The sequence below is a fragment of the Klebsiella sp. V115_8 genome, assembly GCF_029967715.1.
GTDB classification, from domain to species: Bacteria; Pseudomonadota; Gammaproteobacteria; order Enterobacterales; family Enterobacteriaceae; genus Klebsiella; species Klebsiella quasipneumoniae.
The window spans coordinates 26612-53369 of the sequence record NZ_JASCAR010000035.1; the positions used below are offsets into that span (position 1 = coordinate 26612).

Genomic DNA, 26758 nt, shown 5'->3' on the forward strand with positions numbered 1-26758 from the left:
GGGGGGAATGATGAAAGGTATTATTCTGGCGGGGGGTTCCGGAACGCGACTGCATCCCATCACCCGCGGCGTGTCGAAGCAGCTGTTGCCGATCTACGATAAGCCGATGATCTACTACCCGCTGTCGGTATTAATGCTGGCCGGGATCCGTGAGATCCTGATCATCACCACGCCGGACGATCTGCGCGATTTTCAGCGCCTGCTCGGCGATGGCTCAGAGTTTGGCATTGCGCTGCACTATGCCGTACAGCCGACGCCGGATGGTTTAGCCCAGGCGTTTATCATCGGCGAAGCCTTTCTTAACGGCGAACCGGCGTGCCTGGTGTTAGGCGACAACATCTTCTTCGGCCAGAGCTTCAGCCCCAAGCTGCGCAGCGTGGCTGCCCGCACGGAAGGGGCGACGATTTTTGGCTATCAGGTGATGGATCCTGAGCGCTTTGGCGTGGTGGAGTTTGATGACAACTTTCGCGCGCTGTCGCTGGAAGAGAAGCCGAAGCAGCCGAAGTCGAACTGGGCGGTCACCGGTCTCTATTTCTACGATGGCAAGGTGGCGGAGTACGCCAAACGGGTCAAGCCATCCGAGCGCGGCGAACTGGAAATCACCTCCATCAACCAGATGTACCTTGAAGATGGCGCACTGACCGTCGAACTGCTTGGACGCGGCTTTGCGTGGCTGGATACCGGCACCCACGATAGCCTGATCGAGGCCAGCATGTTCGTGCAGACCGTCGAGAAGCGTCAGGGCTTCAAAATCGCCTGTCTGGAAGAGATCGGCTGGCGCAACGGCTGGCTGGACGACGACGGCGTCAAACACGCGGCGAAGCGGTTGGAAAAAACCGGCTACGGCCAATATCTGCTGGATCTGCTCCGTGCCCGTCCGCGCCAGTATTGATCCCCTGGAGTGGGAGAACCGCTTCTTTGCCGTTAACAGCGCCGTCGTTCACTTTGACGAGCATGCGCCGCGGCTGACGCCTGAGGCGCTGGCGGGGTGGTCGCGAGTGCAGGCGAAGGTAGCCGCCAGCGACACCGTCCGGCTCGACGCGCTGCAGCAGCTGGGTTTTCAGCTGGTGGAAGGCGAGGTCGATCTGGCGCTACCGGTGGGCAACCCTGCGGATGCGGGCGCCGACGTCGCCGTGGAGGCGGATATTGCGCCACTGCGCGAGCAGGCGGCGCAGGCCTTTGCGATGAGCCGCTTTCGCGCGCCCTGGTATGCTGCCGACGCCAGCGGCCGCTTCTATGCCCAGTGGATTGAAAATGCGGTGCGCGGCACCTTCGATCATCAGTGCCTGATTTACCGCCATCCAGAGGGCGATATTCGCGCCTTTGTCTCTCTGCGCCAGCTCAATGCCACCGAGGCGCGTATCGGCCTGCTGGCCGGACGCGGCGCCGGGGCGCAGCTGATGCAGGCGGCGCGGTACTGGGCCGCTTCGCGCGGACTTTCTACACTGCGGGTGGCGACCCAGATGGGCAACACCGCCGCGCTTAAACGTTATATTCTCAGCGGTGCGAATGTGGAAAGCACCGCCTACTGGCTATACAGGTGACCCCATGATCCCATTTAACGCGCCGCCGGTGGTTGGAACCGAGCTTGATTACATGCAGTCTGCGATGAACAGCGGCAAGCTGTGCGGCGACGGCGGCTTTACGCGCCGCTGCCAGCAGTGGATGGAGCAGCGTTTTGGCACGGCAAAAGCCCTGCTAACCCCTTCCTGCACGGCTTCGCTGGAGATGGCCGCGCTGCTGCTGGATATCCAGCCGGGCGACGAAGTGATTATGCCCAGCTATACCTTTGTCTCCACCGCCAATGCCTTTGTGCTGCGCGGGGCGAAAATCGTCTTCGTCGATATCCGTCGCGATACGATGAATATCGATGAAACGTTAATCGAAGCCGCTATCACCGATAAAACCCGGGCGATCGTCCCGGTGCACTATGCCGGCGTAGCCTGCGAGATGGATACCATCATGGCCATCGCCGACAAGTACAACCTGTTCGTGGTGGAAGACGCCGCGCAGGGGGTGATGTCCACCTACAAGGGGCGCGCGCTGGGCACTATCGGCCATATCGGCTGCTTCAGCTTCCATGAAACCAAAAACTACACCGCCGGCGGTGAGGGCGGGGCGACGCTGATCAACGATCGCACGTTGGTGGAACGTGCGGAGATCATTCGCGAAAAAGGCACCAACCGCAGCCAGTTCTTTCGTGGCCTAGTGGATAAATATACCTGGCGGGACATTGGCTCCAGCTATCTGATGTCCGACCTGCAGGCCGCCTATCTGTGGGCGCAGCTGGAAGCGGCGGAGCGCATCAACCAGCAGCGTCTGGCGCTGTGGCAGAATTACTATGACGCGCTGCTGCCGCTGGCCCGCGCGGGACGTATTGAACTGCCGACGGTCCCGGCTGACTGCGGGCAAAACGCGCACATGTTCTACATTAAGCTGCGCGATATCGAGGATCGCAGCAGGCTTATCGCCTGGCTGAAAGAGGCGGAGATCCTCGCGGTATTCCATTACATTCCCCTGCACAGCTGTCCGGCAGGCGAACACTTCGGCGAATTCCACGGTGAAGACCGCTATACCACCCAGGAGAGCGAGCGCCTGGTGCGCCTGCCGCTGTTTTACAATCTGTCTGTGGTGAACCAGCGGACGGTGATTAACTCGCTGCTGAGCTACTTCTCCTGATATGTCGTTAGCAAAAGCCTCATTGTGGACGGCGGCCTCGACGCTGGTCAAAATCGGCGCCGGGCTGTTGGTCGTCAAGCTGCTGGCCGTCTCGTTTGGGCCCGCGGGCGTTGGTCAGGCCGGTAACTTCCGGCAACTGGTCACCGTGCTCGGCGTGCTGGCCGGGGCCGGGATATTTAACGGCGTCACGAAGCTGGTGGCTCAGCATCACGACGATCCCCCGCGCCTGAAGCAGGTGGTGGGCACCTCGTCGGCGATGGTGCTTGGCTTTTCCACGCTGCTGGCGCTGGTGTTTTTACTGGCGGCGGCGCCGATAAGCCAGGGGCTGTTTGGTCATACTCATTATCAGAATCTGGTACGGCTGGTGGCGCTGGTGCAGATGGGGATCGCCTGGGCGAACTTCCTGCTGGCGCTGATGAAAGGCTTTCGCGATGCGGCGGGAAACGCCTTCTCGCTGATTGCCGGCAGCCTGATTGGCGTGGCGGCCTATTATGCCTGTTACTACTTCGGTGGTTACCAGGGGGCGCTGCTGGGGCTGGCGTTAGTGCCGGCGCTGGTGGTGATCCCGGCGGGCATCATGCTCTGGCGGCGGGGTAATATTCCGCTGAGCGCCCTGCGTCCGCGCTGGGATAACGGTCTGGCGGGACAGCTATCGAAATTTACCCTGATGGCGCTGATAACCTCAGTGACCCTGCCGGTGGCTTATGTGATGATGCGTAATCTGCTGGCGGCGCATTATGGCTGGGAGGCGGTCGGTATCTGGCAGGGGGTGAGCAGTATCTCCGATGCCTATCTGCAGTTTATTACCGCCTCGTTCAGCGTCTATCTCCTGCCGACGCTGTCGCGGCTGAGTGCCAAAACGGATATCACCCGCGAGATAGTCAAGTCGCTGAAATTCGTCCTGCCGGCAGTGGCGGCGGCGAGCCTGACGGTCTGGCTGCTGCGCGATTTTGCCATCTGGCTGCTGTTTTCCGATCGCTTTACCGCGATGCGTGACCTGTTCGCCTGGCAGCTGGTGGGCGACGTTTTAAAAGTAGGCGCCTACGTCTATGGCTATCTGGTGATCGCTAAAGCGTCGCTGCGTTTTTATATTCTGACGGAAATCAGCCAGTTCACGCTGCTGACCGCATTCTCACACTGGCTTATACCGGCGCACGGCGCGGTTGGCGCGGCGCAGGCGTATATGGCCACTTATATTGTTTATTTCGCCCTTTGTAGTGGCGTGTTTTTACTCTGGCGTAAACGGGCATGACAGCACTGATACATGTACTGGGATCGGATATCCCGCATCATAACCAGACCGTACTGCGGTTCTTTAACGACGAACTGGCCGCCGATCCGCAGGCCAGGAGATTTATGGTCGTCGGTGATGAGGCCAGCGTGCGTGATGGGTATCCGGCGCTGGACATCACCTGCTATCCGGGGAAGAAGTCGCTGGCGCAGGCGGTGATTGCGCAAGCCAAAGCCAACCGTCAGCAGCGCTTTTTCTTCCACGGCCAGTTCAATACCGGCCTGTGGCTGGCGCTGTTGAACGGCGGTATTCGCCCATCGCAGTTTAACTGGCATATCTGGGGGGCGGATCTGTATGAAAACGCGACCAGCCTGAAGTTCCGCCTGTTCTATCCGCTGCGCCGCCTGGCGCAGGGGCGGGTAGGGCGCGTTTTCGCCACCCGCGGCGATCTTAGCTGGTTCGCTAACCGCCATCCGCGCGTTCCGGGCGAACTGCTCTACTTCCCGACCCGTATGGATCCGGCGCTGAATACCCTGGCCGAAAACGCGCCGCGCGGCGACACGCTGACCATTCTGGTGGGCAACTCCGGGGATCGCAGCAATGAACATATTGCCGCGCTGAAGGCTATCCATCAGCAGTTTGGCGATACGGTAAACGTCATCGTGCCGATGGGCTATCCGGCGAATAACGAGGCCTATATCAATGAGGTTCGTGAGGCGGGGGCGGCGCTGTTTAGTCGCGAGCATCTGCAGATCCTCAGCGAGAAGCTTGAGTTTCATGATTATCTGGCGCTGCTGCGCCGCTGCGATCTGGGCTATTTCCTGTTTGCGCGTCAGCAGGGGATCGGCACCCTGTGCCTGTTGATTCAGGCGGGCATTCCCTGCGTGCTCAACCGCGAAAACCCGTTCTGGCAGGATATGACCGAGCAGCATGTGCCGGTGCTGTTCACCAGCGATGCGCTGGACGTCAGCGTGGTGCGCGAAGCGCAGCGCCAGCTGGCGAGCGTGGATAAGTCGGGTATCGCTTTCTTCCGGCCGAACTATCTGACGGGCTGGCAGCGGGCGCTACGGTTAGCGGCGGAGGGGCAGGCATGACGTTAATGCAATTTAGCGGGCTGCTGGTGGTCTGGCTGCTGTCGACGCTGTTTATCGCCACCGCCACCTGGTTTGAGTTCCGTCGGGTACGCTTCAACTTCAACGTCTTTTTCTCGTTGCTGTTTTTGCTGACCTTTTTCTTCGGTTTCCCGCTGACCAGTATTCTGGTGTTCCGCTTTGACGTCAGCGTGGCGCCGCCGGAGATTTTGCTGCAGACGCTGCTGATCGCGGTGTGCTTCTACGCGATCTACTACGTGACCTATAAAACGCGGCTGCGTCCGGCATCGCGTGAGGTTACGCGTCGGCCGCTGTTTACCATGAACCGGGTGGAAACCCATCTGGCGTGGGGCATACTGATGGGGCTGGCGCTGCTGTGCGTCGGCATCTTCTTCGCCCACAATGGTTTCCTGCTGTTTAAGCTCAACTCCTACAGCCAGATTTTCTCTGCTGAAGTCTCCGGCGTGGCGTTGAAGCGCTTCTTCTACTTCTTTATCCCGGCGATGCTGGTGGTCTATTTCCTGCGCCAGGATTATAAGGCGTGGATTTTCTTCCTCGTCAGCACCGTGGCCTTTGGTCTGCTGACCTACGCTATCGTCGGCGGGACTCGCGCCAATATCATCATCGCCTTCGCCATCTTCCTGTTTATCGGCATTATTCGCGGCTGGATCAGCTTGTGGATGCTGGCTGCGGCGGGCGTGCTGGGCATCGTCGGCATGTTCTGGCTGGCGCTGAAGCGCTACGGGATGAACGTCAGCGGCGACGAAGCGTTTTATACCTTCCTCTATCTCACACGCGATACCTTCTCGCCGTGGGAGAACCTGGCGCTGCTGCTGCAAAACTATGACAAGATCGATTTCCAGGGGCTGGCGCCGATGATCCGCGACTTCTACGTCTTTATCCCCAGCTGGATGTGGCACGGTCGTCCGACGATGGTGCTCAATACCGCCAACTACTTCACCTGGGAAGTGTTAAACAACCATTCGGGGCTGGCGATTTCGCCGACGCTGATTGGCTCGCTGGTGGTGATGGGCGGCGTCTGGTTTGTGCCGCTGGGCGCTGTGGCGGTCGGGTTGATTATTAAATGGTTCGACTGGCTGTATGAGCTCGGCAACCGGGAGAGCAATCGCTATAAAGCGGCAATCCTGCATAGTTTCTGTTTCGGCGCTATCTTCAACATGATAGTGCTGGCGCGCGAGGGGCTGGATTCGTTTGGCTCCCGCGTGGTGTTTTTCCTCGTGATCTTTGGTATCTGCTTGCTGGCGGCGAAACTGCTGTACTGGTTCCTGGATAGCGTGGGACTGATTCATAAGCGCGTAAAACCGCTTTCGCAACCGCAAGTCTGAGAAGGATGGACATGACTGGGACCATTTCCGCGCCGTTGTACCTGTTAAGAGGGCTGCAGCTCATAGGCTGGCGCGATATGCAGCACGCTCTGGATTATTTGTATGCCGACGGCGTTCTCCGGGAGGGGACGCTGGTGGCGATTAATGCCGAGAAAATGCTGGCCGTAGAGGATAACCCCGAGGTGCGGGCGCTGATTGAGGCGGCGGAGTTTAAATATGCGGATGGCATCAGCGTGGTACGTTCGCTGCGTAAAAAATATCCGCAGGCCCAGGTGTCCCGCGTGGCGGGAGCCGATCTCTGGGAAGCGTTAATGCAGCGCGCCGGCGCTGAAGGCACTCCGGTGTTTTTGGTCGGCGGTAAACCTGAAGTCCTGGCGCAGACGGCGTCCAGCCTGCGCCAGCGCTGGCAGGTGAATATCGTCGGCAGCCAGGACGGCTATTTTGCGCCTGAGCAACGGCAGGCATTGTTCGAACGCATTCGCGACAGCGGGGCGAAAATCGTCACCGTCGCCATGGGATCCCCGCGTCAGGAGATCTTTATGCGCGACTGTCGGCGCCTGTACCCGCACGCGCTGTATATGGGCGTCGGCGGCACTTACGATGTTTTCACCGGGCACGTTCATCGGGCGCCGAAGTTCTGGCAGGATCTGGGGCTGGAGTGGTTTTACCGCCTGGTTTCCCAGCCGAGCCGGATTAAAAGGCAGGCCCGGCTGCTACGATATTTACGTTGGCATTACACCAATAAACTCTAATATTCCTCTGCATTCTGGCGAGTTTGTGTCCATTTTCTGTTTAATGTCTTTACTCGCCTGATACTTTATTTGCCATTTCCATAAAATTCATTAACCATTCGCAGGCTTCATACGCGCGGGGGGAGACCTGCGCGTCGGCAAGGCTATGAGTTCAGTTAATAACAATAACCGGGAGTACCCGGAATACGGCAAACACAAGAGGATATATGACTGAGAAAAAAGCGGAGCTCCAGCGTGGACTGGAGGCCCGACATATTGAACTGATCGCCCTTGGGGGGACGATTGGCGTGGGGTTGTTTATGGGGGCGGCCAGTACCCTGAAGTGGGCTGGGCCTTCCGTGCTGCTGGCGTACATTATCGCTGGCCTGTTCGTCTTTTTCATTATGCGCTCAATGGGCGAAATGCTGTTCCTTGAGCCCGTCACCGGCTCCTTCGCGGTGTATGCGCATCGCTATATGAGCCCCTTCTTCGGCTACCTGACCGCCTGGTCGTACTGGTTTATGTGGATGGCGGTGGGCATCTCTGAGATTACCGCCATCGGCGTCTATGTGCAGTTCTGGTTCCCGGAGATGGCGCAGTGGATCCCGGCGTTAATTGCCGTGGGGCTGGTGGCGCTGGCTAACCTCGCGGCGGTCCGGCTGTACGGTGAAATCGAGTTCTGGTTCGCCATGATTAAAGTGACCACCATTATCGTGATGATCGTCGTGGGCCTGGGCGTCATTTTCTTCGGCTTTGGCAACGGCGGCCACTCCATCGGTTTTGGCAACCTGACCGAACATGGCGGCTTCTTTGCCGGCGGCTGGAAGGGCTTCCTGACGGCGCTGTGTATCGTGGTCGCGTCCTATCAGGGCGTGGAGCTCATCGGCATTACCGCTGGTGAAGCGAAAAATCCGCAGGTCACACTGCGCAGCGCGGTGGGCAAAGTGCTGTGGCGGATCCTGATTTTCTACGTCGGCGCGATTTTCGTTATCGTCACCATCTTCCCATGGGATCAAATCGGCTCCAACGGCAGCCCGTTCGTACTGACGTTTGCCAAAATCGGTATTACCGCCGCGGCGGGGATTATCAACTTTGTGGTGCTGACGGCGGCGCTTTCCGGCTGCAACAGCGGGATGTACAGCTGCGGACGTATGCTGTACGCCCTGGCGAAGAACCGTCAGCTGCCGGCGGCGATCGGTAAGGTATCGCGCAACGGCGTTCCGGCCGTCGGCGTGGCGCTGTCTATTCTGATCCTGCTGGTAGGCTCCTGCCTGAATTACATCATTCCTAATCCGCAACGGGTGTTTGTCTATGTCTATAGCGCCAGCGTCCTGCCGGGGATGGTGCCCTGGTTTGTGATCCTGATTAGTCAGCTGCGTTTCCGTCGCGTACATCGGGCAGCGATAGCCAGCCATCCGTTCCGTTCGCTGCTGTTTCCGTGGGCCAACTATTTCACCATGGCTTTCCTGATCTGCGTGCTGATCGGGATGGGGCTGAATGATGAAACCCGGATGTCGCTCTTTGTCGGCATTATTTTCCTTGCTGTCGTTACCCTGATTTATAAGGTGTTTGGCCTTGGAAGGCAGGGGCAAGTCAATAATACGGCTGAATAAGCGCCAAAACGAACAAAGCATGAGCAAACGATAATTTTCTTTTAAAAGGCACTAGACAGCGGGGGAGGAAGTCCGTATTATCCGACCCCGCAACGGCGCTAAGCGCCCGTAGCTCAGCTGGATAGAGCGCTGCCCTCCGGAGGCAGAGGTCTCAGGTTCGAATCCTGTCGGGCGCACCATTAACCCGGTGCTGGAGCTGCGGTGGTTTTAATACCGCGTAAAAGGTTTGCAGTGGTGGCTATAGCTCAGTTGGTAGAGCCCTGGATTGTGATTCCAGTTGTCGTGGGTTCGAATCCCATTAGCCACCCCATTATTTGATAGAGTTGTGAATTTGCGAAGGTGGCGGAATTGGTAGACGCGCTAGCTTCAGGTGTTAGTGTTCTTACGGACGTGGGGGTTCAAGTCCCCCCCCTCGCACCACGACTTTAACGAATTGAACTAAAAATTCAAAAAGCAGTATTTCGGCGAGTAGCGCAGCTTGGTAGCGCAACTGGTTTGGGACCAGTGGGTCGGAGGTTCGAATCCTCTCTCGCCGACCAATTTTGAACCCCGCTTCGGCGGGGTTTTTTGTTTTCTGTGACTTCCTGCCATGACTTATTCCCCTGATCTTGCTGATAAAAAATCTTCTCTTTGCTTAAGAATACGCGTCAGGAAAACTCTCAATTCATCACTGTGGTAGATGCAATTTCCCTGGATCCTGTGCGATAATAATCGGGTAGATGCTCATTCCATCTCTTATGTTCGCCTTTGTGCCTCATAAACTCCGGAATGATGCAGAGCCGTTCTTACGGTGCTTATCGTCCACTGACAGATGTCGCATTTATGCCTCATCAAACACCATGGACATTACGTTGAGTGAAGCACCCAATTTGTTGTCAAACAGACCTGTTTTAACGCCTGCCCTGATTTCAGCGCAGGCGTTTTTTTCTTTCAGGGGGATCGTCAACGGGAAGGCGGGGGAGAAGGGCTATCGCCCCGCAGGAGGCGACAGCCAGGTGAGGTTATTGCTGAGGGTTATTCTGCAACGTCAGCAGCAGACCATCGCGGCGCATGGTGGCCGCTTCCTCCGGTTGATGGAGGCGATCCAGAGCATCCGCCAGCCAGGCGTAATCAAAGGCATCCGGACGCTGCTTAAGCGCGGCGCGGAAGGCGATGCTGGCCTCCTGCCATTCGCCGTGCCGCATCAGCGACTGGCCCAGGGTGCTCCACAGCAGCGGACGGTCGCCAACGGCTTTGATCTGCTGGCGCAGTACTTTCTCCAGCTGTTTCGGGTTATTGGTCTTCAGGCGCGGGATCGGCATCACCAGACGGTCGTCATACTGTTTCTTCAGACCATCAATAATAATTTGCTGCGCGGTATCGTGATCGTCGCTCTCGATGAGGCGCTCGGCCATCGCCACCTGCAGCGGTACCAGCGCCCGCGTTTTACGGCTCTGGTTGCGCCACCATTCGCGCAGCCCCTCGCTGCCGCCGTCGGCCAGCGCTTTGTCCATCAGGCCAACCCATGCCAGCTGTTCCAGCGCGGCGCGGTGCTCTTCATCGCCGACGTTAGCTTTCGCCATCGACGGAATGATATCCAGCAGCGACTGCCAGGCGCCGGTACGGGTATAAGCCTGTTCGGCGAGGCGCAGCACTTCCGGATGACGCGGGGTGATTTCCAGTAGCTTATCGATGCCATGGCGCGCGGCGTGATTTTCATTGCGCGCCAGCTGCAGGCGAACGCGGGTGATTTCCACCGGGATCAGGTCATCGCCCGCCAGGTCGGTGGCGCGCTCCAGATGCTGGTTAGCCCGCGCTTCATCGCCGCGCTGCTGGGCCGCTTCCGCCGCCAGCAGATAGTTCACCACCGGCTGTTCGGCGTGATCGGCGTTTTTCGCCATCAGCTTCTCAACCTGCTGGTAATCACCTTCCGCCAGCTTAAGCAGCGCCTGCTCGGTTTGCTTACGCGCGCGACGGCGTTTACGGCCGACAAACCAGCCGCGCGTATGCGCCCCGGTGCGGAAAATGCGGCGCAGCAGCCATTCAATGGCGAACAGCACCACCATGGCGAGGATCAGGATGATCACCAGCCCGGTCACGCTGGTCTCGATATTGTAATTATCGGTCTGGATCAGGACGTAGCCCTGATGCCCGGCGATCATCGGGCCAAGCACGATCCCGGCGATCAACAGTGCGAAGAGTAAAAGAATTTTCAGCATGCGTTACTCTCCTTGCGGCGCAGCGGGGGCGGCCGGTGCTGCAGGTGCAGGCGAGGGCGCGCCGCCTGCAGAAACGGCAGGCTGCGCCATCAGATTACGCACCCGGGTCTGCATCAGTTTTTCCAGCAACGCCTGGCTCTGCAGCGTTTCCGGCACCGTCATGGTAATGCTTTGCTGACTGAGCTTATCCACCTCTTCAAGGAAGGCTTTAGTGGTGGCGTCATCGGTATCGTAATAGGCGCGTACCCAGGTCGAGACGTTATCCAGCGACTGTTTCCAGGTCTCTTCCTGATGGCGCGGCACTGCCTGCGCGGCGACCAGCAGGCGAGAGCGAATATTTTCCCGCAGATAGATATCCTGATTCGGCGCCAGCAGCGGGACCGCCGTTTCATCGCGGCGGCGCACGGTGATAAAACTGTCCATAAAATTCTGCCAGCTTTTCTGCAGATTGACGCGCCATTCGCTGATGGAGCTGGAGAGCTCATCGCTATCAGAATCCATCGGCGAATCGTCATCGTTATTATCCGCCAGCCGCAGGTTATCGATTTGGTTCGCCAGCTGATTAACCTTGAGGATCATGCCGTCGTAGTCGACCTGGTTCACCGCGGAGAGGGTGGCGATATCGTCGGTGATCGCCCGGCGGGCGCCGATCAGGCTTGGGTCATTCATGTCGGCGAGGCTGGCGTCGGCGCTTTTCAGCAGCGCGGCGGCGGTGGTGACATCCTGATCGCTCCACAGCTTACGTCCCGCCAGCTTGACGAGGAAGTCGGCCTGGGCCAGCAGCCAGGTTTTGGCGTCGCTACCGGAAATGATCGCCACTTTTTGCTGGACTTCGTCCAGCTGTTTGGCCAGCGTCTCCTGCTGATGTTTGGCTTCGTTTAGCTGCTCGGCCTGCTGTTTGATAATGCCTTCCAGTTCGCTTTTTTGGCTCTCCTGCGCTTTTTGCAGCGCCGCGACCTGGCTTGATAATTCAGAGGTGGTTTCGTTTTGACGCGAGGCCTGCTGTTTGTTCAGGCCATACAGGCCGATACCGGCGGCTATCGCAATGGCGATAGCGATCGCGCTGAGCGCCAGGCTGGTTTTGTTGCCAGCCTTCTTCTTATCAGTGTTCTCTGGCTGTGGTGTGGTCTCCACGGCCTCCCTGGTCTCTTCAACCACGGCGGATTGATTTTGTTGTTCCGTCATTATGGCTTCCAATGTTGAGAGTTATTGTAATGCGCGTAGCAGCGCATCGTTGTCGGCGCTATCGGCAACCTGAATCTCCTGCCAGCCCAGCTCCCGGGCCTGAAGGGCCAGACGTTCGCTGACAACGACAACGCGGCAGTGCAGGAGCCACCGTTCGCGATACCATTGCGGTATTAACGACCATAGCTGCTGCAGCATCTCGCCGCTGGTGACCACCAGCGTGGTGACCCCGCGAGATTGCCAGCGCATCGCTTCTTCTGCGCCATCGTAATGCTTTGCACTACGTTGATAACATTCACAAAATGTGACCCTGGCGCCGCGCTCGGTCAGCGTCGCGCCTAAGAGTTCCCGCCCACCATTGCCGCGTAAGATCAGCGCATTCTTCCCGGCAATGTTTTGTAATTCAGGTAATTGTAGCAAGACTTCGCTAATTTCCCGATCTAACGGGTAATGGATGTGCTGCCCGCTGACCGTATGCAGGGCCAGCGCCGTCGTGCGGCCAATGGCAAAATAACGCGGGGAAGTGGGCCAGGGCATACCCTGTTGCTGCAGACGGGCATGGGCGAACTCCACCGCATGCTGGGACAGCGCGAACAGCAGATCGTCAGGCCCCAGGCGGGCAAGCGCGTCGCCCAGCGCGGGAAGCTCCCGACCGGGCGTAAATTCTATCAGCGGAAAGCTCCAGGCCACGCGTCCCATGGCCCGCAGACGGCTGACCAGCGCTTCTCCTTGCGGTAGTGGACGAGTGACCAGGATGCTCATCGTGGGGCTTCTCCATCATAAACTGCCGCGAGAATATCGCGGGCGCCGTTATCCAGGAGCTCTTCCGCCAGCGAGATGCCAAGCGCTTCGGCCTGCTCTGCTGGCCCGCGCCGTTCGCCGCGTACCATCTGCGAACCATCCGGGGCGCCAACCAGCGCCCGCAGCCACAATTCACCGTCTTTCAGTTCCGCATAGCTACCAATCGGCACCTGGCAGCCGCCTTCGAGACGCGTGTTCATCGCCCGCTCGGCGCGCACGCGCACTGCCGTTTCCGTATGGTTGAGAGGCGCTAACAGCCCCTGGGTCCATGCATCGTCGAGACGGCATTCGATGCCCACCGCGCCCTGGCCGACCGCCGGCAGAGATTGCTCAGGCGACAGCGGCTGGCGAATTCGCGCCTCGAGCTGCAGGCGCTTCAGGCCGGCGGCGGCGAGGATGATGGCGTCATACTCGCCGTTATCCAGCTTACTCAGTCGGGTACCGACATTACCGCGCAGAGAGCGGATCACCAGATCCGGACGGGTGGCGGCCAGCTGGCACTGACGGCGTAAACTTGACGTGCCAACGACGCTGCCGGCCGGGAGTTCATCAATCGAGGCATAGCGATTGGAGACAAACGCGTCGCGCGGATCGTCGCGCTCGCAGATAGTCACCAGCCCCAGCCCCTCCGGGAATTCCACCGGCACATCTTTCATCGAATGAACGGCGATATCGGCGCGCCCTTCGAGCATGGCAAGCTCTAACTCTTTCACAAATAAGCCCTTGCCACCCACCTTTGCCAGGGGAGTATCAAGAATGACATCCCCGCGAGTGACCATCGGCACCAGCTCGACCTTCAGTCCGGGATGCGCTTGTTCCAGGCGCGCTTTAACATATTGCGCCTGCCATAGCGCAAGCGGGCTTTGCCGTGTGGCAATTTTCAAAACTTTGTCTAACATGCTTGTTACCGTCATTGTCGACCACTAACCATCCTAACATTGTTGTCTTACGGATGTTAGTTTTCACGGTTTATGTGGGAGATAGCTCCGGCCCACTCTTTTTTAACCTTTCATGCGCGTGGGCGGTTGCCGGAGGCGTAGTGAGGAATTTACAGGTAATAAACGGTGCTACACTTGTATGTAGCGCATCTTTCTTTACGGTCAATGAGCAAGGTGTTAAATTGATCACGTTTTAAACCATTTGTCTGTCCGCTGCTCTTCACAACCACACCGACGACGAATGGTGACGGTTTTTGTTGAAATACTGAAATCCTCCGTACTATTGTACCTCGGGTTTTTGAACATCAGGCGATATGTCTTGTACCTCTATATTGAGACACTGAAACAGAGACTGGATGCCATCAACCAACTGCGCGTGGATCGCGCGCTTGCTGCCATGGGACCCGCTTTCCAGCAGGTTTACAGTCTACTGCCAACGTTATTACATTATCATCACCCGCTGATGCCGGGTTACCTTGACGGTAACGTTCCCCGTGGCATTTGCCTCTACACGCCTGATGAAACCCAACGCCACTATCTTGAAGAACTGGAACTGCATCGCGGCATGCAGACCCAGGAGCCGCCGAAAGGCGAGCTGCCGATCACCGGCGTCTACTCGATGGGCAGTACCTCCTCCGTCGGCCAGAGCTGTTCTTCCGATCTGGATATCTGGGTATGTCACCAGGCCTGGCTGGATAGCGAAGAGCGCCAGCTGCTGCAGCGAAAATGCAGCCTGCTTGAGAGCTGGGCGGCCTCGCTCGGTGTGGAAGTCAGCTTCTTCCTGATCGACGAAAACCGTTTCCGCCATAACGAAAGCGGCAGCCTCGGCGGCGAAGACTGCGGTTCGACCCAGCATATTTTACTGCTCGATGAGTTCTACCGCACCGCGGTCCGTCTCGCCGGCAAGCGTATTCTGTGGAATATGGTGCCGTGCGATGAAGAAGAGCATTACGACGATTACGTCATGGGGCTGTATGCCCAGGGCGTGCTGACGCCAAACGAGTGGCTCGATCTCGGCGGCCTCAGTTCGCTGTCGGCGGAAGAGTACTTCGGCGCCAGCCTGTGGCAGCTGTATAAGAGTATCGACTCCCCCTATAAAGCGGTGCTGAAAACGCTGCTGCTGGAAGCCTATTCCTGGGAATACCCCAATAACCGCCTGCTGGCGAAAGATATCAAACAGCGCCTGCACGATGGCGAGATCGTCTCCTTCGGCCTCGACCCGTACTGCATGATGCTGGAGCGCGTCACCACCTACCTGCAGGCCATCGAAGATGAAACCCGTCTCGACCTGGTGCGCCGCTGCTTCTATCTGAAAGTGTGTGAAAAACTCAGCCGCGAACGCGCCTGCGTTGGCTGGCGTCGCGAAGTCGTCAGCCAGCTGGTCAACGCGTGGGGCTGGGATGAAAAGCGTCTGATGATGCTCGACAACCGCGCGAACTGGAAAATTGATGAAGTGCGCAAGGCGCACAACGAACTGCTCGATGCGATGATGCAGAGCTATCGTAATCTGATCCGCTTCGCGCGGCGCAATAACCTCAGCGTCTCCGCCAGTCCGCAGGATATTGGCGTGCTGACGCGTAAGCTGTATGCGGCTTTTGAAGCGCTGCCGGGCAAAGTGACGCTGGTGAACCCGCAAATTTCGCCGGACCTGTCGGAACCGAATCTGACCTTTATCCACGTGCCGCCGGGTCGCGCCAACCGTACCGGTTGGTATCTGTACAACCGCGCGCCGGATATGGAATCGATCATCAGCCATCAGCCGCTGGAATATAACCGTTATCTTAATAAGCTGGTGGCCTGGGCCTGGTTTAACGGCCTGCTGACCTCACGCACCCGCCTGTTTATTAAGGGCAACGGCATCGTCGATCTGGCGAAGCTGCAGGAGATGGTGGCCGACGTGTCGCACCACTTCCCGCTGCGCCTGCCGGCGCCGACGCCAAAAGCGCTATACAGCCCGTGCGAAATTCGCCACCTGGCGATTATCGTCAACCTCGAATATGACCCGACGGCGGCCTTCCGCAATCAGGTGGTGCACTTTGATTTCCGTAAGCTTGATGTTTTCAGCTTCGGCGAAGAGCAAAAATGCCTGATCGGCAGCGTCGACCTGCTGTATCGCAACTCGTGGAACGAAGTGCGTACCCTGCATTTCAACGGCGAGCAGGCGATGATCGAAGCGCTGAAAACGATCCTCGGTAAAATGCATCAGGACGCCGCGCCGCCGGACAGCGTGGAGGTGTTCTGCTATAGCCAACATCTGCGCGGCCTGATCCGTACCCGCGTACAGCAGATGATCTCCGAGTGCATCGAACTGCGTCTCTCCAGTACCCGCCAGGATACCGGGCGCTTTAAAGCGCTGCGCGTCTCCGGCCAGACCTGGGGGCTGTTCTTCGAGCGTCTCAATGTTTCGGTGCAGAAGCTGGAAAACGCCATTGAATTCTACGGCGCTATCTCGCACAACAAGCTTCACGGCCTGTCGGTGCAGGTGGAAACCAATCACGTTAAGCTGCCGGCGGTTGTGGACGGCTTCGCCAGCGAAGGGATTATTCAGTTCTTCTTTGAAGACGCGGATAACAACGACAGCGGCTTTAACATCTATATTCTCGATGAGAGCAACCGCGCTGAGGTGTATCACCACTGCGAGGGCAGCAAAGAGGAGCTGGTGCGCGACGTCAGCCGCTTCTATTCGTCATCGCACGATCGTTTTACCTACGGCTCCAGCTTTATCAACTTCAACCTGCCGCAGTTCTATCAGATTGTCGAGGTGGACGGGCGCACCCAGGTGATCCCTTTCCGCACTCAGGCGATTGCCGCCGCGATACCCACCAGCCAGGACGTTACCGCCTCGCCGGTGCTGCAGCAGCGCTACTCGTAGATTTGGCCCGGATAAGTCGTGAGCCGCTATCCGGAGATATTCCCTGCTTGCGCTGCGCTTAGCAGGGCTACGGTTCTAAGACGTCGGGTAGCCCGGATAAGGCGCGATGCGCCGCCATCCGGGAAACACGTCATTAACGGAATCTCACCGTCTCACCGGCCTGCTGACTTGCCGCCTGCTCCAGCAGATCCCAGAAGGTCTCGCCGCTGCGATCGCAGATCCACTCGTCGCCTTTGAGATCGAAATGGTAGCCGCCCTGTTTGGCGGCCAGCCATACCTGGTGCAGCGGCTCCTGACGGTTAATAATGATTTTGCTGCCGTTTTCAAAGCTGATGGTCAGCACGCCGCCGTTGATTTCGCAGTCGATGTCGCTATCGCCGTCCCAGTCGTCCAGGCGTTCTTCGATGGTCATCCACAGGCTGTCGGCAAGGCGATGAAATTCACTGTCATTCATGATTCTGTCCCGCATTTTTGAGATTGGCGGCAGTATAGCGCGAAACAAAAGCGCGCGCAGTCAGATGCTAAAGGCTTGCTTTTACGCCTTCTCCTGCGATGATAGAAAGCAGAAAGAATGAATCACGGGCAACTATCAATGAAAAACGTTTTTCCTACGCTTGCCGTTTTGTTTGCGATCTTCAGCCTGACCGGCTGCGGTCTGAAAGGGCCTCTCTATTTCCCGCCGGCTGACAAAACTGCGCCGCCGCCGACCAAACCGGTTAACCCGGGCATTCAGAGCTCAACGCCGGATCGTAACGATCGTGGCGATACCGGTGGTCCGAGCCAGGTCAATTACTAACGATAACGTTCTGTTCCGCGCAACTGGAGTAGATGATGCAGTTCTCTAAAATGCATGGCCTTGGCAACGATTTTATGGTCGTTGACGCGGTAACGCAGAATGTTTTTTTCTCGCCGGAGCTGATTCGCCGCCTGGCGGATCGCCACCTTGGCGTCGGGTTCGATCAGCTGTTAGTGGTGGAGCCGCCCTACGATCCGGATCTGGATTTCCATTACCGGATCTTTAATGCCGACGGCAGCGAAGTGTCGCAGTGCGGCAACGGCGCGCGCTGTTTCGCACGCTTCGTCCGGCTGAAAGGCCTGACCAATAAACGTGACATTCGCGTGAGTACGGCCAACGGCCGTATGGTATTAAGCGTAACGGAAGACGATCTGGTGCGGGTGAACATGGGCGAGCCCAACTTCGAGCCCTCCCAGGTGCCGTTCCGCGCCAACAAAGCGGAAAAGACCTATATCATGCGTGCCGCCGAGCAGACAGTATTGTGCGGCGTGGTATCCATGGGGAACCCGCACTGCGTTATCCAGGTGGATGATGTGGATACGGCGGCGGTGGAAACCCTCGGCCCGGTAATGGAAAGCCATGAGCGTTTTCCGGAGCGCGCCAATATCGGCTTTATGCAGGTGGTCGGCCGGTCCCATATCCGTCTGCGCGTCTACGAACGCGGCGCAGGGGAAACTCAGGCCTGCGGCAGCGGCGCCTGCGCCGCGGTGGCGGTGGGGATCCAGCAGGGGCTGCTCGCTGAAACGGTACGTGTGGAATTACCCGGCGGTCGTCTTGATATCGCCTGGAAAGGCCCGGGCCAGCCGCTGTTTATGACCGGCCCGGCGGCCCATGTCTATGATGGATTTATTCATTTATGAAACCAATCGGGGAAGAACAACAGGAGGTCGCCAGCGCATTGAACGATCGCGCCGTGGTGGACTATCTGTTGCAACATCCTGAATTTTTTATTCGTAATGCCGCCCAGGTCGAACACCTCCGCGTCCCGCATCCGGTACGCGGTACGATTTCGCTGGTGGAGTGGCATATGATGCGGGCGCGTAACCATATTCATGTGCTGGAAGAGAATATGTCGCTGCTGATGGAGCAGGCGGTCGCCAATGAAAGCCTGTTCCAGCGCCTGCTGCAGCTGCAAACGCGGCTGGCGGCGGCGGAGAGCCTCGACGATATGCTCAACCGCCTTCACCGCTGGGCGCGCGAGCTGGGGCTGGCGGGCGCCACGGTGCGCCTGTTCCCTGACAGCTGGCGCCTCGGCGCGCCTTCGAAGTTTACCCATCTGGCGTTAAGCCGGCAGGCGTTTGAGCCGATCCGTATTCAACGTCTGGGCCAGGCGCGCCACTACCTTGGGCCGCTCAACGGTCCGGAGCTGCTGGTGGTGCTGCCGGAGGCGAAAGCCATTGGGTCAGTGGCGATGTCGCTGCTGGGCGGCGATAATGCCCCCGGCGTGATGCTCTTTAGCAGCCGCGATGCGCAGCATTATCAGCCAGGACAGGGGACGCAGCTGCTGCAGGAGATTGCCCAGATGCTGCCCGGCCTGCTGGAGCGCTGGATTGAACGCGCATGACCGATTCTCCTCTCTTCTCCGCCGTCTCCCGCTTTCTGCGCCACCTGGGCGTTGAACGCCAGCTCAGCCCGATCACGTTACTGAATTACCAGCGACAGCTGGACGCGCTGATCGCCCTGGCGGATGAGGCGGGTCTGAAAAGCTGGTCGCAGTGCGATGCCGCTCAGGTGCGAAGCTTTGCGGTGCGCAGTCGCCGCGCGGGGTTAGGCCCGGCGAGCCTGGCGCTTCGCCTGTCGGCGCTGCGCAGTTTCTTCGACTGGCTGGTCGGCCAGGGCGAGCTCAGCGCCAACCCGGCGAAAGGGATCGCCGCGCCGAAAATTCCCCGTCACCTGCCGAAAAATATCGATGTCGATGACGTCAATCGGCTGCTGGATATCGATCTCAACGATCCGCTGGCGGTGCGCGACCGGGCGATGCTGGAGGTGATGTACGGCGCGGGGCTGCGTTTGTCCGAGCTGGTCAACCTTGATATCAAACATCTCGATCTCGAAAGCGGCGAGGTCTGGGTGATGGGCAAAGGCAGCAAAGAGCGCCGTTTGCCGATCGGTCGCAACGCCGTGATGTGGATTGAGCACTGGCTGGATTTACGCGGCCTGTTCGGTACCGACGACGACGCGCTGTTTTTGTCGAAACTGGGCAAGCGCATTTCGGCGCGCAACGTACAGAAGCGGTTCGCCGAGTGGGGCATTAAGCAGGGGCTGAACAGCCATGTGCATCCGCACAAGCTTCGCCACTCCTTTGCCACTCATATGCTGGAGTCCAGCGGCGATCTGCGCGGTGTGCAGGAGCTGTTGGGTCATGCTAACCTCTCCACCACCCAAATTTATACCCATCTCGACTTTCAACACCTTGCCTCGGTGTACGATGCCGCGCATCCGCGCGCAAAACGGGGGAAATAATGCGTTTTTACCGACCTCTGGGCCAGATTTCCGCGCTGACGTTTGACCTGGACGATACCCTTTATGATAACCGCCCGGTAATTGACCGGACGATGCACGAGTCGCTGGCTTTTGTGCGCAGCTACCATCCGTCGCTCAGCCAGTTCGACGCCCATGAGCTTAATCAGCTGCGCCAGACGCTGCTGGCATCCGAGCCTGAGATCTATCACGACGTGACCGTCTGGCGCCACCGTGCGCTGGAGTTAGGCATGCGTAACGCCGGCCTCTCCGCCGACGCGGCGAAAGCGGGGGCCGATGCGGCGATGGAACACTTCGCCCACTGGCGTAGCCGCGTCGATGTCCCGCAGGAGACCCACGATACGCTGGCGAAGCTGGCGGAGAAGTGGCCGCTGGTGGCGATTACCAACGGCAACGCCCGACCAGAGCTGTTCGGCCTGAGCGACTATTTCCGCTTTGTGCTGCGCGCCGGGCCGGATGGCCGCTCCAAGCCGTTTGCCGACATGTACCATCTGGCGGCGGAGCGCCTGAACTTACCACTCGGGCATATTCTGCACGTCGGCGATGACCTGACCACTGACGTCGCCGGATCGCTGCGCTGTGGCATGCAGGCCTGCTGGATCAAACCGCAAGGCGCGGACCTGATGCACACCGCGGACAGCCGCCTGCTGCCGCATATTGAAATTTCACGGTTGGCATCTCTGACCTCGCTGATATAATCACCAGTCACTCTGTATATATTAACAGGGGTTCGTGGAACCCCTTCTCTTCCGGCGGTGCCAATGGACGTTTCTTACCTGCTCGACAGCCTTAATGACAAACAGCGTGAAGCCGTAGCGGCCTCGCGCACCAACATGCTGGTGCTGGCAGGGGCGGGCAGTGGTAAGACGCGCGTTCTGGTGCACCGTATCGCCTGGCTGCTGAGCGTAGAGAACTGCTCGCCGTATTCTATTATGGCGGTGACCTTTACCAACAAAGCGGCGGCAGAGATGCGCCATCGTATCGGCCAGCTGATGGGCACCACCCAGGGCGGCATGTGGGTGGGCACCTTCCACGGCCTGGCCCACCGCCTGCTGCGCGCGCACCATCTGGACGCCAACCTGCCGCAGGATTTCCAAATCCTTGATAGCGAAGACCAGTTGCGCCTGCTGAAGCGTCTGATTAAGGCGATGAACCTCGATGAGAAGCAGTGGCCGCCGCGTCAGGCGATGTGGTACATCAACAGCCAGAAAGATGAAGGGCTGCGTCCGCATCATATTCAGAGCTACGGCAATCCGGTCGAGCAGACCTGGCAGAAGGTCTATCAGGCCTATCAGGAAGCCTGCGATCGCGCCGGGCTGGTGGACTTCGCCGAACTGCTGCTGCGCGCCCACGAGCTGTGGCTGAATAAGCCGCATATCCTCCAGCACTACCGCGAGCGTTTCACCAACATCCTCGTCGACGAATTCCAGGATACCAACAACATTCAATACGCCTGGATCCGCCTGCTGGCGGGCGATACCGGCAAGGTGATGATCGTCGGCGATGACGATCAGTCGATTTACGGCTGGCGCGGCGCGCAGGTCGAGAACATTCAGCGCTTCCTTAACGATTTTCCCGGTGCGGAAACCATCCGCCTTGAGCAGAACTATCGCTCGACCAGCAACATCCTCAGCGCCGCCAACGCCCTGATTGAAAACAACAACGGTCGCCTGGGCAAGAAGCTTTGGACCGACGGCGCCGACGGCGAGCCGATCTCGCTGTACTGCGCTTTCAACGATCTCGACGAAGCACGCTTCGTGGTGAACCGGATAAAAACCTGGCAGGAGAACGGCGGGGCGCTGGAGCAGTGCGCCATCCTCTATCGCAGCAACGCCCAGTCGCGCGTGCTGGAAGAGGCGCTTCTGCAGGCCAGCATGCCGTACCGCATCTATGGCGGCATGCGCTTCTTCGAGCGCCAGGAAATCAAAGATGCGCTCTCGTACCTGCGTCTGATCGCCAACCGTAACGACGATGCGGCGTTTGAGCGCGTAGTCAATACGCCGACCCGCGGCATCGGCGACCGCACGCTGGATGTGGTGCGCCAGACGTCGCGCGATCGTCAGCTGACGCTGTGGCAGGCCAGCCGCGAGCTGCTGAAAGATAAAGCGCTGGCCGGTCGCGCCGCCAGCGCCTTGCAGCGCTTTATGGAGCTGATTGACGCGCTGGCGCAGGAGACCACCGATATGCCGCTGCACGTCCAGACCGATCGGGTGATTAAAGACTCCGGGCTGCGCGCGATGTACGAGCAGGAGAAAGGCGAGAAGGGCCAGACCCGTATTGAAAACTTAGAGGAGCTGGTGACGGCGACGCGCCAGTTCAGCTACAACGAAGAAGATGAAGATCTGATGCCGCTGCAGGCGTTCCTCTCCCACGCCGCGCTGGAAGCGGGCGAAGGGCAGGCGGACACCTGGCAGGATGCGGTTCAACTGATGACCCTGCACTCGGCGAAAGGGCTGGAGTTCCCGCAGGTGTTCATCGTCGGCGTCGAAGAGGGGATGTTCCCGAGCCAGATGGCCCTTGATGAAGGCGGCCGCCTGGAAGAAGAGCGTCGTCTGGCCTACGTTGGCGTGACGCGCGCCATGCAGAAGCTGACGCTGACCTACGCGGAAACCCGCCGTCTGTACGGCAAAGAGGTTTACCATCGCCCGTCGCGCTTTATTGGAGAACTGCCGCAGGAGTGCGTAGAAGAGGTGCGTCTGCGGGCCACGGTAAGCCGCCCGGTAAACCATCAGCGACTGGGCGCGCCGATTGCCGAGAGCGATACCGGCTACAAATTAGGCCAGCGCGTACGACATCCGAAGTTTGGCGAAGGCACCATCGTCAACCTCGAAGGCAGCGGCGAGCACAGCCGGCTACAGGTGGCTTTTCAGGGTCAGGGGATCAAATGGCTGGTAGCGGCTTACGCCCGGCTCGAGGAAGTGTAACTTTAAGAAAAATATCATTATTTTGTAATATTCTGCTACCTTTATACGTTAAGGCGCCTGATTTGCGCTTTCGCGTTCCGTTGCGTGTTGACGCCGATTTTGCGCTGGCGTAACATGCGCGCACGATTACGCTAAGAGGACATTCGCCTTGGACACACCCAGTAGATGCTGGCTCAACTTCCTGTCATTCAGGAACAACTCCTAAGGCTATCCTCTTATGCTGATAGCCTTAGCGGTTGTCAGCGACCTGCCCCATTCCCGTCGCGCTGAGTCAGGCTTAATGGTCTGAAACCCAATTTGTTTCTGTGTGCCCACCGAACTGTCCGATAATTTTTTTGCATTGGGAGTCCCGGTCATGCTGAGCGCATTTCAACTGGAAAACAATCGTTTAACGCGCCTGGAAGCCGATGAGATCAAGCACCTCGCCAGCTCGGTGTGGGTCGATCTGGTCGAGCCTGACGATGACGAGCGAAGCCGCGTGCAGACGGAACTGGGTCAGAACCTGGCGACGCGCCCGGAACTGGAAGATATCGAAGCCTCCGCACGTTTCTTTGAAGATGAAGACGGGTTACATATCCACTCCTTCTTCTTTTTCGAAGATGCCGACGATCACGCGGGTAACTCTACCGTGGCGTTTACTATCCGCGAAGGGCGCCTGTTTACGCTGCGCGAGCGTGAACTGCCGGCTTTTCGCCTCTACCGCATGCGCGTGCGTAACCAGACGCTGGTGGACGGCAACGCTTACGAGCTGTTGTTAGATCTGTTCGAGACCAAAATCGAACAGCTGGCGGATGAGATAGAAAACATCTACAGCGACCTGGAAAAGCTGAGCCGCGTGATTATGGAAGGCCACCAGGGCGATGAGTACGACGAAGCGCTGTCGACGCTGGCGGAACTGGAAGATATCGGCTGGAAGGTCCGCCTCTGTTTGATGGATACCCAGCGCGCGCTGAACTTCCTCGTGCGTAAGGCGCGCCTGCCGGCGGGCCAGCTGGAGCAGGCGCGGGAGATCCTGCGCGATATCGAATCCCTGCTGCCGCACAACGAATCGCTGTTCCAGAAGGTGAACTTCCTGATGCAGGCGGCGATGGGCTTTATCAATATCGAACAGAACCGCATCATTAAGATCTTCTCGGTGGTGTCGGTGGTGTTCCTGCCGCCAACTCTGGTGGCCTCCAGCTACGGAATGAACTTTGAATTTATGCCGGAGCTGCACTGGAGCTTCGGCTACCCGGGGGCGATCGTCTTTATGATGCTGGCCGGCCTGGCGCCGTATCTCTACTTCAAGCGTAAAAACTGGCTGTAGTTGTTGTGCTGGATGCGCTTCGCTTATCCGGCCTGGGTGCTGGACTTTTGTAAGCCGGATAGGGCATAGACGCTATCCGGCAATCTACTGGCTCCGACGCCCCCGTCTTTGCGTATACACCGCATCCATCACGAATATCGCCAGCGCCACCCAGATAAAGCCAAAGGTGACCATTTTATCCTTGCCCGGTACTTCGCCGTAGAACGTCACCGCCAGCAGGAACATCAGCGTTGGGCCGATGTACTGGAAAAAGCCCAGCGTGGAGAGCCGCAGACGCGTTGCCGCCCCGGTGAAGCACAGCAGAGGGATGGTGGTCACCACGCCCGCCGCCATCAGCAGCAGATTGAGCGACCAGGGGTTCTGCCCCATATGGCTGGTGGGGCTGTCGGTGATGCCGAACAGCCAAATCGCCGCCACCGGCAACAGCCACAGCGTTTCCACCAGCATGCCGGTCTGCGCATCGACAGCGATTTTCTTGCGCACCAGACCATAAAAGGCAAAGCTGAAGGCCAGCCCCAGGCCGATAATCGGCAGCGAACCAAAGGTCCAGAGCTGCACCAGCACGCCGCAAAAGGCGAGGATCATCGCCAGCCACTGCAGGCGACGGAAACGTTCGCCAAGGAAAATCATCCCTAACAGAATATTCACCAGCGGGTTGATAAAGTAGCCGAGACTGGCTTCCAGCATATGGTGGTTATTCACCGCCCAGATGAACAGCAGCCAGTTGCCGCCGACCAGCACCGCAGAGAGCGCCAGCAGGAAGATCTTGCGCGGCGTCTTCAGCAGCTTTTTCACCTGCGGCCACTGGCGGCTGACGCTGATGAGCGCCACCATGAAGAAGAAAGACCAGATCACGCGATGGGTCAGAATTTCATCGGCGGGAACATAGTAGATAAGTTTGAAGTACGCCGGCGCGATACCCCAGATAAAGTAGGCGGCGAGGGCCAGAATAATCCCCAACCGCGTCTGTTTCGCATCCATCGGTAAAATCCATTGCCAAAGAGAGTGATGTTACTCGATTTTGGCCAATCAACCCACCATATAGGTCGCTGTTGCGCTGGCAATATATACCTGCGCTTCGTTATGCAGTTCCACACGGGCTACCGCCACTTTATTGCCGGCGCGCAGCAGGGTGCTGGTCGCGGTAAAACGTTCGCCGCGGCCCGGACGCAGGTAGTCCACGCGCAGGTCGATGGTTCCCATGCGGGAAAGCCGCTGGCGCAGCTCTTCTTCGTTGATAGTGTCATGGCGGGTAAGGGTGCTGCCAACGCAGACCAGCCCTGCGGCGACGTCCAGCGCGGAGGCGATCACTCCGCCATGCAGAATGCTTTGCGCCCAGTTGCCGACCATCATCGGCTGATTATTAAAGCTGAGCTGGGCAAACGCTTTTTCATAGCGCTCCAGTTCGAGGCCGAGGGCGCGGTTAAACGGCATGTGATAGACGAAAATCTCCCCCACCAGTTTCAGAGCTGCTTCGGCAGTAAGTTCGGACATAACACCGGTTCCATTCGTTAATAAAATGTTGATTTTATGCTTCTAAAATATTGATTTCCACTTTCGGAGTGGATTAGGGGGCAGGGGATTAATAAACAGGTAGAATGTCTTCAGGTTAAACAAAAATAAAAACTATTTATCAGGAGACCAGCATGCGTATCTCTTTGGCCTGCCTGGCGGCGCTGTGCGCGCTACCGGCTGGTGTTATGGCGCAGGATGCGTCGGTACACGACAAACCAGCAGTGCGCGGCAGTATTATCGCCAACCTGCTACAGGATCATGATAATCCTTTTCTGCTCTACCCTTATGAAAGCAACTATCTGCTCTACACGTGGACCAGCGATCTCAATAAAGAGGCGATTCGCAGCTATGACTGGGCCGAAAATGCCCGTAAAGATGAAGTGAAGTTTCAGCTGAGCCTCGCCTTCCCGCTGTGGCGCGGCATCCTGGGGGATAATTCGCTGCTCGGCGCGTCCTATACCCAGAAATCCTGGTGGCAGCTCTCCAACAGCAAAGAGTCGGCGCCGTTTCGCGAAACCAACTACGAACCCCAGCTGTTTCTTGGCTTTGCGACCGACTATCAGTTTGCCGGCTGGACGTTGCGCGATATCGAAATGGGATATAACCACGACTCGAATGGCCGTTCCGATCCCACCTCGCGCAGCTGGAACCGGCTTTATGCCCGCCTGATGGCGCAAAATGGCAACTGGCTGGTGGAAGTGAAACCCTGGTATGTGGTGGGCAGCACCGATGATAACCCGGACATCACCAAATATATGGGTTATTACCGCCTGAAGGTGGGCTACCAGCTGGGCGAGGCGATCCTTAGCGCGCAGGGGCAATACAACTGGAATACTGGCTACGGCGGGGCGGAACTTGGGGTGAGCTATCCCATCACCAAACATGTTCGCGCTTACACCCAGATCTACAGCGGCTACGGCGAATCGCTTATCGACTACAACTTTAATCAAACGCGCGTCGGCGTCGGGCTAATGCTTAACGATCTGTTTTAATCGTTGCACTCTGGCTCGCAGGCGCTGAAAATAGCGCCTGTTTTCTTTTCAGGCAAATG

General features: G+C 58.3%; 24 protein-coding genes and 4 tRNA genes. 21 read left to right on the plus strand and 7 right to left on the minus strand.

Features of this window, described 5'->3' with window-relative positions; all coding sequences use genetic code 11:
- Positions 1-10: 10 nt before the first annotated feature.
- The 12 genes from rfbA (at position 11) to QLG03_RS16285 (ending at position 9230) form a co-directional block, all read left to right on the plus strand.
- Complete coding sequence (rfbA, locus tag QLG03_RS16230; RefSeq protein ID WP_023291555.1) at positions 11-892, plus strand: glucose-1-phosphate thymidylyltransferase RfbA; 882 nt, start codon at positions 11-13, stop codon at positions 890-892.
- Positions 870-1544: a dTDP-4-amino-4,6-dideoxy-D-galactose acyltransferase gene (rffC, locus tag QLG03_RS16235; RefSeq protein ID WP_023291556.1), complete on the plus strand. Its 675-nt coding sequence runs from the start codon at positions 870-872 to the stop codon at positions 1542-1544. The genes rfbA and rffC overlap by 23 nt, the downstream gene beginning before the upstream one ends.
- A 4-nt stretch (positions 1545-1548) precedes the next feature.
- On the plus strand, positions 1549-2679 hold the full coding sequence (gene rffA, locus QLG03_RS16240; RefSeq protein ID WP_044521751.1) for a dTDP-4-amino-4,6-dideoxygalactose transaminase: 1131 nt from the start codon (positions 1549-1551) through the stop codon (positions 2677-2679).
- 1 nt (position 2680) lies between these two features.
- On the plus strand, positions 2681-3931 hold the full coding sequence (gene wzxE, locus QLG03_RS16245; RefSeq protein ID WP_032454508.1) for a lipid III flippase WzxE: 1251 nt from the start codon (positions 2681-2683) through the stop codon (positions 3929-3931).
- Positions 3928-5004, plus strand: a complete 1077-nt coding sequence (locus tag QLG03_RS16250; protein WP_255989718.1) for a TDP-N-acetylfucosamine:lipid II N-acetylfucosaminyltransferase — start codon at positions 3928-3930, stop codon at positions 5002-5004. The genes wzxE and QLG03_RS16250 overlap by 4 nt, the downstream gene beginning before the upstream one ends.
- Positions 5001-6347 carry an ECA oligosaccharide polymerase gene (wzyE, locus tag QLG03_RS16255; RefSeq protein WP_032454510.1) on the plus strand — a complete coding sequence of 449 codons (1347 nt, stop codon included), beginning with the start codon at positions 5001-5003 and terminating at the stop codon, positions 6345-6347. The genes QLG03_RS16250 and wzyE overlap by 4 nt, the downstream gene beginning before the upstream one ends.
- Positions 6348-6358: 11 nt before the next feature.
- The gene (gene wecG, locus QLG03_RS16260; protein ID WP_023291561.1) at positions 6359-7099 is read left to right on the plus strand and encodes a lipopolysaccharide N-acetylmannosaminouronosyltransferase; all 741 of its coding nucleotides are present in this window, start codon (positions 6359-6361) and stop codon (positions 7097-7099) included.
- A 206-nt stretch (positions 7100-7305) separates the two neighbouring features.
- On the plus strand, positions 7306-8691 hold the full coding sequence (locus QLG03_RS16265; protein WP_117136957.1) for an amino acid permease: 1386 nt from the start codon (positions 7306-7308) through the stop codon (positions 8689-8691).
- 102 nt (positions 8692-8793) lie between these two features.
- Positions 8794-8870: transfer RNA gene (locus QLG03_RS16270), tRNA-Arg, on the plus strand.
- A 55-nt stretch (positions 8871-8925) separates the two neighbouring features.
- Positions 8926-9001 (plus strand) — tRNA-His (locus QLG03_RS16275).
- A gap of 23 nt (positions 9002-9024) precedes the next feature.
- A tRNA-Leu gene (locus tag QLG03_RS16280) sits at positions 9025-9111 on the plus strand.
- A gap of 42 nt (positions 9112-9153) precedes the next feature.
- A tRNA-Pro gene (locus QLG03_RS16285) sits at positions 9154-9230 on the plus strand.
- Between the two features lie 462 nt (positions 9231-9692).
- Here the strand turns inward: QLG03_RS16285 and hemY are convergent.
- Genes hemY through hemC form a run of 4 tightly spaced genes read right to left on the minus strand, consistent with a single transcriptional unit; the run spans position 9693 to position 13774 of the window.
- Positions 9693-10889 (minus strand): protoheme IX biogenesis protein HemY, encoded by a 1197-nt coding sequence (gene hemY, locus QLG03_RS16290; RefSeq protein ID WP_255989717.1) that lies wholly within the window; start codon positions 10887-10889, stop codon positions 9693-9695.
- Positions 10890-10892: 3 nt separating this feature from the next.
- The gene (gene hemX / locus QLG03_RS16295) at positions 10893-12074 is read right to left on the minus strand and encodes a uroporphyrinogen-III C-methyltransferase (protein WP_032454512.1); all 1182 of its coding nucleotides are present in this window, start codon (positions 12072-12074) and stop codon (positions 10893-10895) included.
- Between the two features lie 21 nt (positions 12075-12095).
- On the minus strand, positions 12096-12836 hold the full coding sequence (gene hemD / locus QLG03_RS16300) for a uroporphyrinogen-III synthase (protein ID WP_023291564.1): 741 nt from the start codon (positions 12834-12836) through the stop codon (positions 12096-12098).
- On the minus strand, positions 12833-13774 hold the full coding sequence (gene hemC, locus QLG03_RS16305) for a hydroxymethylbilane synthase (RefSeq protein WP_032454513.1): 942 nt from the start codon (positions 13772-13774) through the stop codon (positions 12833-12835). The genes hemD and hemC overlap by 4 nt, the downstream gene beginning before the upstream one ends.
- 358 nt (positions 13775-14132) lie before the next feature.
- Between hemC and cyaA the strand changes: the two genes are divergently transcribed.
- A complete protein-coding gene (cyaA, locus tag QLG03_RS16310) occupies positions 14133-16685 on the plus strand; it encodes a class I adenylate cyclase (RefSeq protein WP_002883383.1) in 2553 nt (850 codons plus the stop codon).
- A 133-nt stretch (positions 16686-16818) separates the two neighbouring features.
- Here the strand turns inward: cyaA and cyaY are convergent, their stop codons facing one another.
- Positions 16819-17139: an iron donor protein CyaY gene (cyaY, locus tag QLG03_RS16315; protein WP_023291566.1), complete on the minus strand. Its 321-nt coding sequence runs from the start codon at positions 17137-17139 to the stop codon at positions 16819-16821.
- A 138-nt stretch (positions 17140-17277) separates the two neighbouring features.
- Between cyaY and QLG03_RS16320 the strand changes: the two genes are divergently transcribed.
- The 7 genes from QLG03_RS16320 to corA all read left to right on the plus strand — a co-directional run bounded on the left by QLG03_RS16320 (position 17278) and on the right by corA (position 24192).
- Positions 17278-17481: a lipoprotein gene (locus tag QLG03_RS16320; RefSeq protein WP_004886794.1), complete on the plus strand. Its 204-nt coding sequence runs from the start codon at positions 17278-17280 to the stop codon at positions 17479-17481.
- Positions 17482-17516: 35 nt separating this feature from the next.
- The gene (gene dapF / locus QLG03_RS16325; RefSeq protein ID WP_002883394.1) at positions 17517-18341 is read left to right on the plus strand and encodes a diaminopimelate epimerase; all 825 of its coding nucleotides are present in this window, start codon (positions 17517-17519) and stop codon (positions 18339-18341) included.
- Positions 18338-19045: a DUF484 domain-containing protein gene (locus QLG03_RS16330; RefSeq protein WP_044521756.1), complete on the plus strand. Its 708-nt coding sequence runs from the start codon at positions 18338-18340 to the stop codon at positions 19043-19045. Before dapF ends, QLG03_RS16330 begins: the two co-directional genes overlap by 4 nt.
- Entirely contained in the window at positions 19042-19944 is a 903-nt protein-coding gene (gene xerC, locus QLG03_RS16335; protein ID WP_044521758.1) for a tyrosine recombinase XerC, read from the plus strand. The genes QLG03_RS16330 and xerC overlap by 4 nt, the downstream gene beginning before the upstream one ends.
- A complete protein-coding gene (yigB, locus tag QLG03_RS16340) occupies positions 19944-20660 on the plus strand; it encodes a 5-amino-6-(5-phospho-D-ribitylamino)uracil phosphatase YigB (RefSeq protein WP_023291569.1) in 717 nt (238 codons plus the stop codon). Before xerC ends, yigB begins: the two co-directional genes overlap by 1 nt.
- Positions 20661-20723: 63 nt before the next feature.
- Positions 20724-22886 carry a DNA helicase II gene (uvrD, locus tag QLG03_RS16345; RefSeq protein ID WP_004886784.1) on the plus strand — a complete coding sequence of 721 codons (2163 nt, stop codon included), beginning with the start codon at positions 20724-20726 and terminating at the stop codon, positions 22884-22886.
- Positions 22887-23241: 355 nt separating this feature from the next.
- Positions 23242-24192, plus strand: coding sequence for a magnesium/cobalt transporter CorA (corA, locus tag QLG03_RS16350; protein WP_002883400.1), 951 nt, complete (start codon positions 23242-23244; stop codon positions 24190-24192).
- Between the two features lie 84 nt (positions 24193-24276).
- Here the strand turns inward: corA and rarD are convergent, their stop codons facing one another.
- Both rarD and yigI read right to left on the minus strand, forming a co-directional pair.
- On the minus strand, positions 24277-25173 hold the full coding sequence (gene rarD, locus QLG03_RS16355) for an EamA family transporter RarD (RefSeq protein WP_023291570.1): 897 nt from the start codon (positions 25171-25173) through the stop codon (positions 24277-24279).
- Between the two features lie 48 nt (positions 25174-25221).
- Positions 25222-25686 (minus strand): acyl-CoA thioesterase YigI, encoded by a 465-nt coding sequence (yigI, locus tag QLG03_RS16360; protein ID WP_002883404.1) that lies wholly within the window; start codon positions 25684-25686, stop codon positions 25222-25224.
- 152 nt (positions 25687-25838) lie between these two features.
- Here yigI and pldA point away from each other — a divergent pair, with 152 nt between their 5' ends.
- Positions 25839-26699 (plus strand): phospholipase A, encoded by an 861-nt coding sequence (gene pldA, locus QLG03_RS16365; protein WP_004886777.1) that lies wholly within the window; start codon positions 25839-25841, stop codon positions 26697-26699.
- The last annotated feature ends 59 nt before the right edge of the window (positions 26700-26758 follow it).

Bases quoted from the DNA above. Each gene is read 5' to 3' on its own strand.
- rfbA (WP_023291555.1), top strand. From the start codon at position 11: ATGAAAGGTATTATTCTGGCGGGGGGTTCCGGAACGCGACTGCATCCC.
- rffA (WP_044521751.1), top strand. From the start codon at position 1,549: ATGATCCCATTTAACGCGCCGCCGGTGGTTGGAACCGAGCTTGATTAC.
- wzxE (WP_032454508.1), top strand. From the start codon at position 2,681: ATGTCGTTAGCAAAAGCCTCATTGTGGACGGCGGCCTCGACGCTGGTC.
- QLG03_RS16250 (WP_255989718.1), top strand. From the start codon at position 3,928: ATGACAGCACTGATACATGTACTGGGATCGGATATCCCGCATCATAAC.
- wzyE (WP_032454510.1), top strand. From the start codon at position 5,001: ATGACGTTAATGCAATTTAGCGGGCTGCTGGTGGTCTGGCTGCTGTCG.
- wecG (WP_023291561.1), top strand. From the start codon at position 6,359: ATGACTGGGACCATTTCCGCGCCGTTGTACCTGTTAAGAGGGCTGCAG.
- QLG03_RS16265 (WP_117136957.1), top strand. From the start codon at position 7,306: ATGACTGAGAAAAAAGCGGAGCTCCAGCGTGGACTGGAGGCCCGACAT.
- hemY (WP_255989717.1), bottom strand. From the start codon at position 10,889: ATGCTGAAAATTCTTTTACTCTTCGCACTGTTGATCGCCGGGATCGTG.
- hemX (WP_032454512.1), bottom strand. From the start codon at position 12,074: ATGACGGAACAACAAAATCAATCCGCCGTGGTTGAAGAGACCAGGGAG.
- hemD (WP_023291564.1), bottom strand. From the start codon at position 12,836: ATGAGCATCCTGGTCACTCGTCCACTACCGCAAGGAGAAGCGCTGGTC.
- hemC (WP_032454513.1), bottom strand. From the start codon at position 13,774: ATGTTAGACAAAGTTTTGAAAATTGCCACACGGCAAAGCCCGCTTGCG.
- cyaY (WP_023291566.1), bottom strand. From the start codon at position 17,139: ATGAATGACAGTGAATTTCATCGCCTTGCCGACAGCCTGTGGATGACC.
- QLG03_RS16320 (WP_004886794.1), top strand. From the start codon at position 17,278: ATGAAAAACGTTTTTCCTACGCTTGCCGTTTTGTTTGCGATCTTCAGC.
- dapF (WP_002883394.1), top strand. From the start codon at position 17,517: ATGCAGTTCTCTAAAATGCATGGCCTTGGCAACGATTTTATGGTCGTT.
- QLG03_RS16330 (WP_044521756.1), top strand. From the start codon at position 18,338: ATGAAACCAATCGGGGAAGAACAACAGGAGGTCGCCAGCGCATTGAAC.
- xerC (WP_044521758.1), top strand. From the start codon at position 19,042: ATGACCGATTCTCCTCTCTTCTCCGCCGTCTCCCGCTTTCTGCGCCAC.
- yigB (WP_023291569.1), top strand. From the start codon at position 19,944: ATGCGTTTTTACCGACCTCTGGGCCAGATTTCCGCGCTGACGTTTGAC.
- uvrD (WP_004886784.1), top strand. From the start codon at position 20,724: ATGGACGTTTCTTACCTGCTCGACAGCCTTAATGACAAACAGCGTGAA.
- corA (WP_002883400.1), top strand. From the start codon at position 23,242: ATGCTGAGCGCATTTCAACTGGAAAACAATCGTTTAACGCGCCTGGAA.
- rarD (WP_023291570.1), bottom strand. From the start codon at position 25,173: ATGGATGCGAAACAGACGCGGTTGGGGATTATTCTGGCCCTCGCCGCC.
- yigI (WP_002883404.1), bottom strand. From the start codon at position 25,686: ATGTCCGAACTTACTGCCGAAGCAGCTCTGAAACTGGTGGGGGAGATT.
- pldA (WP_004886777.1), top strand. From the start codon at position 25,839: ATGCGTATCTCTTTGGCCTGCCTGGCGGCGCTGTGCGCGCTACCGGCT.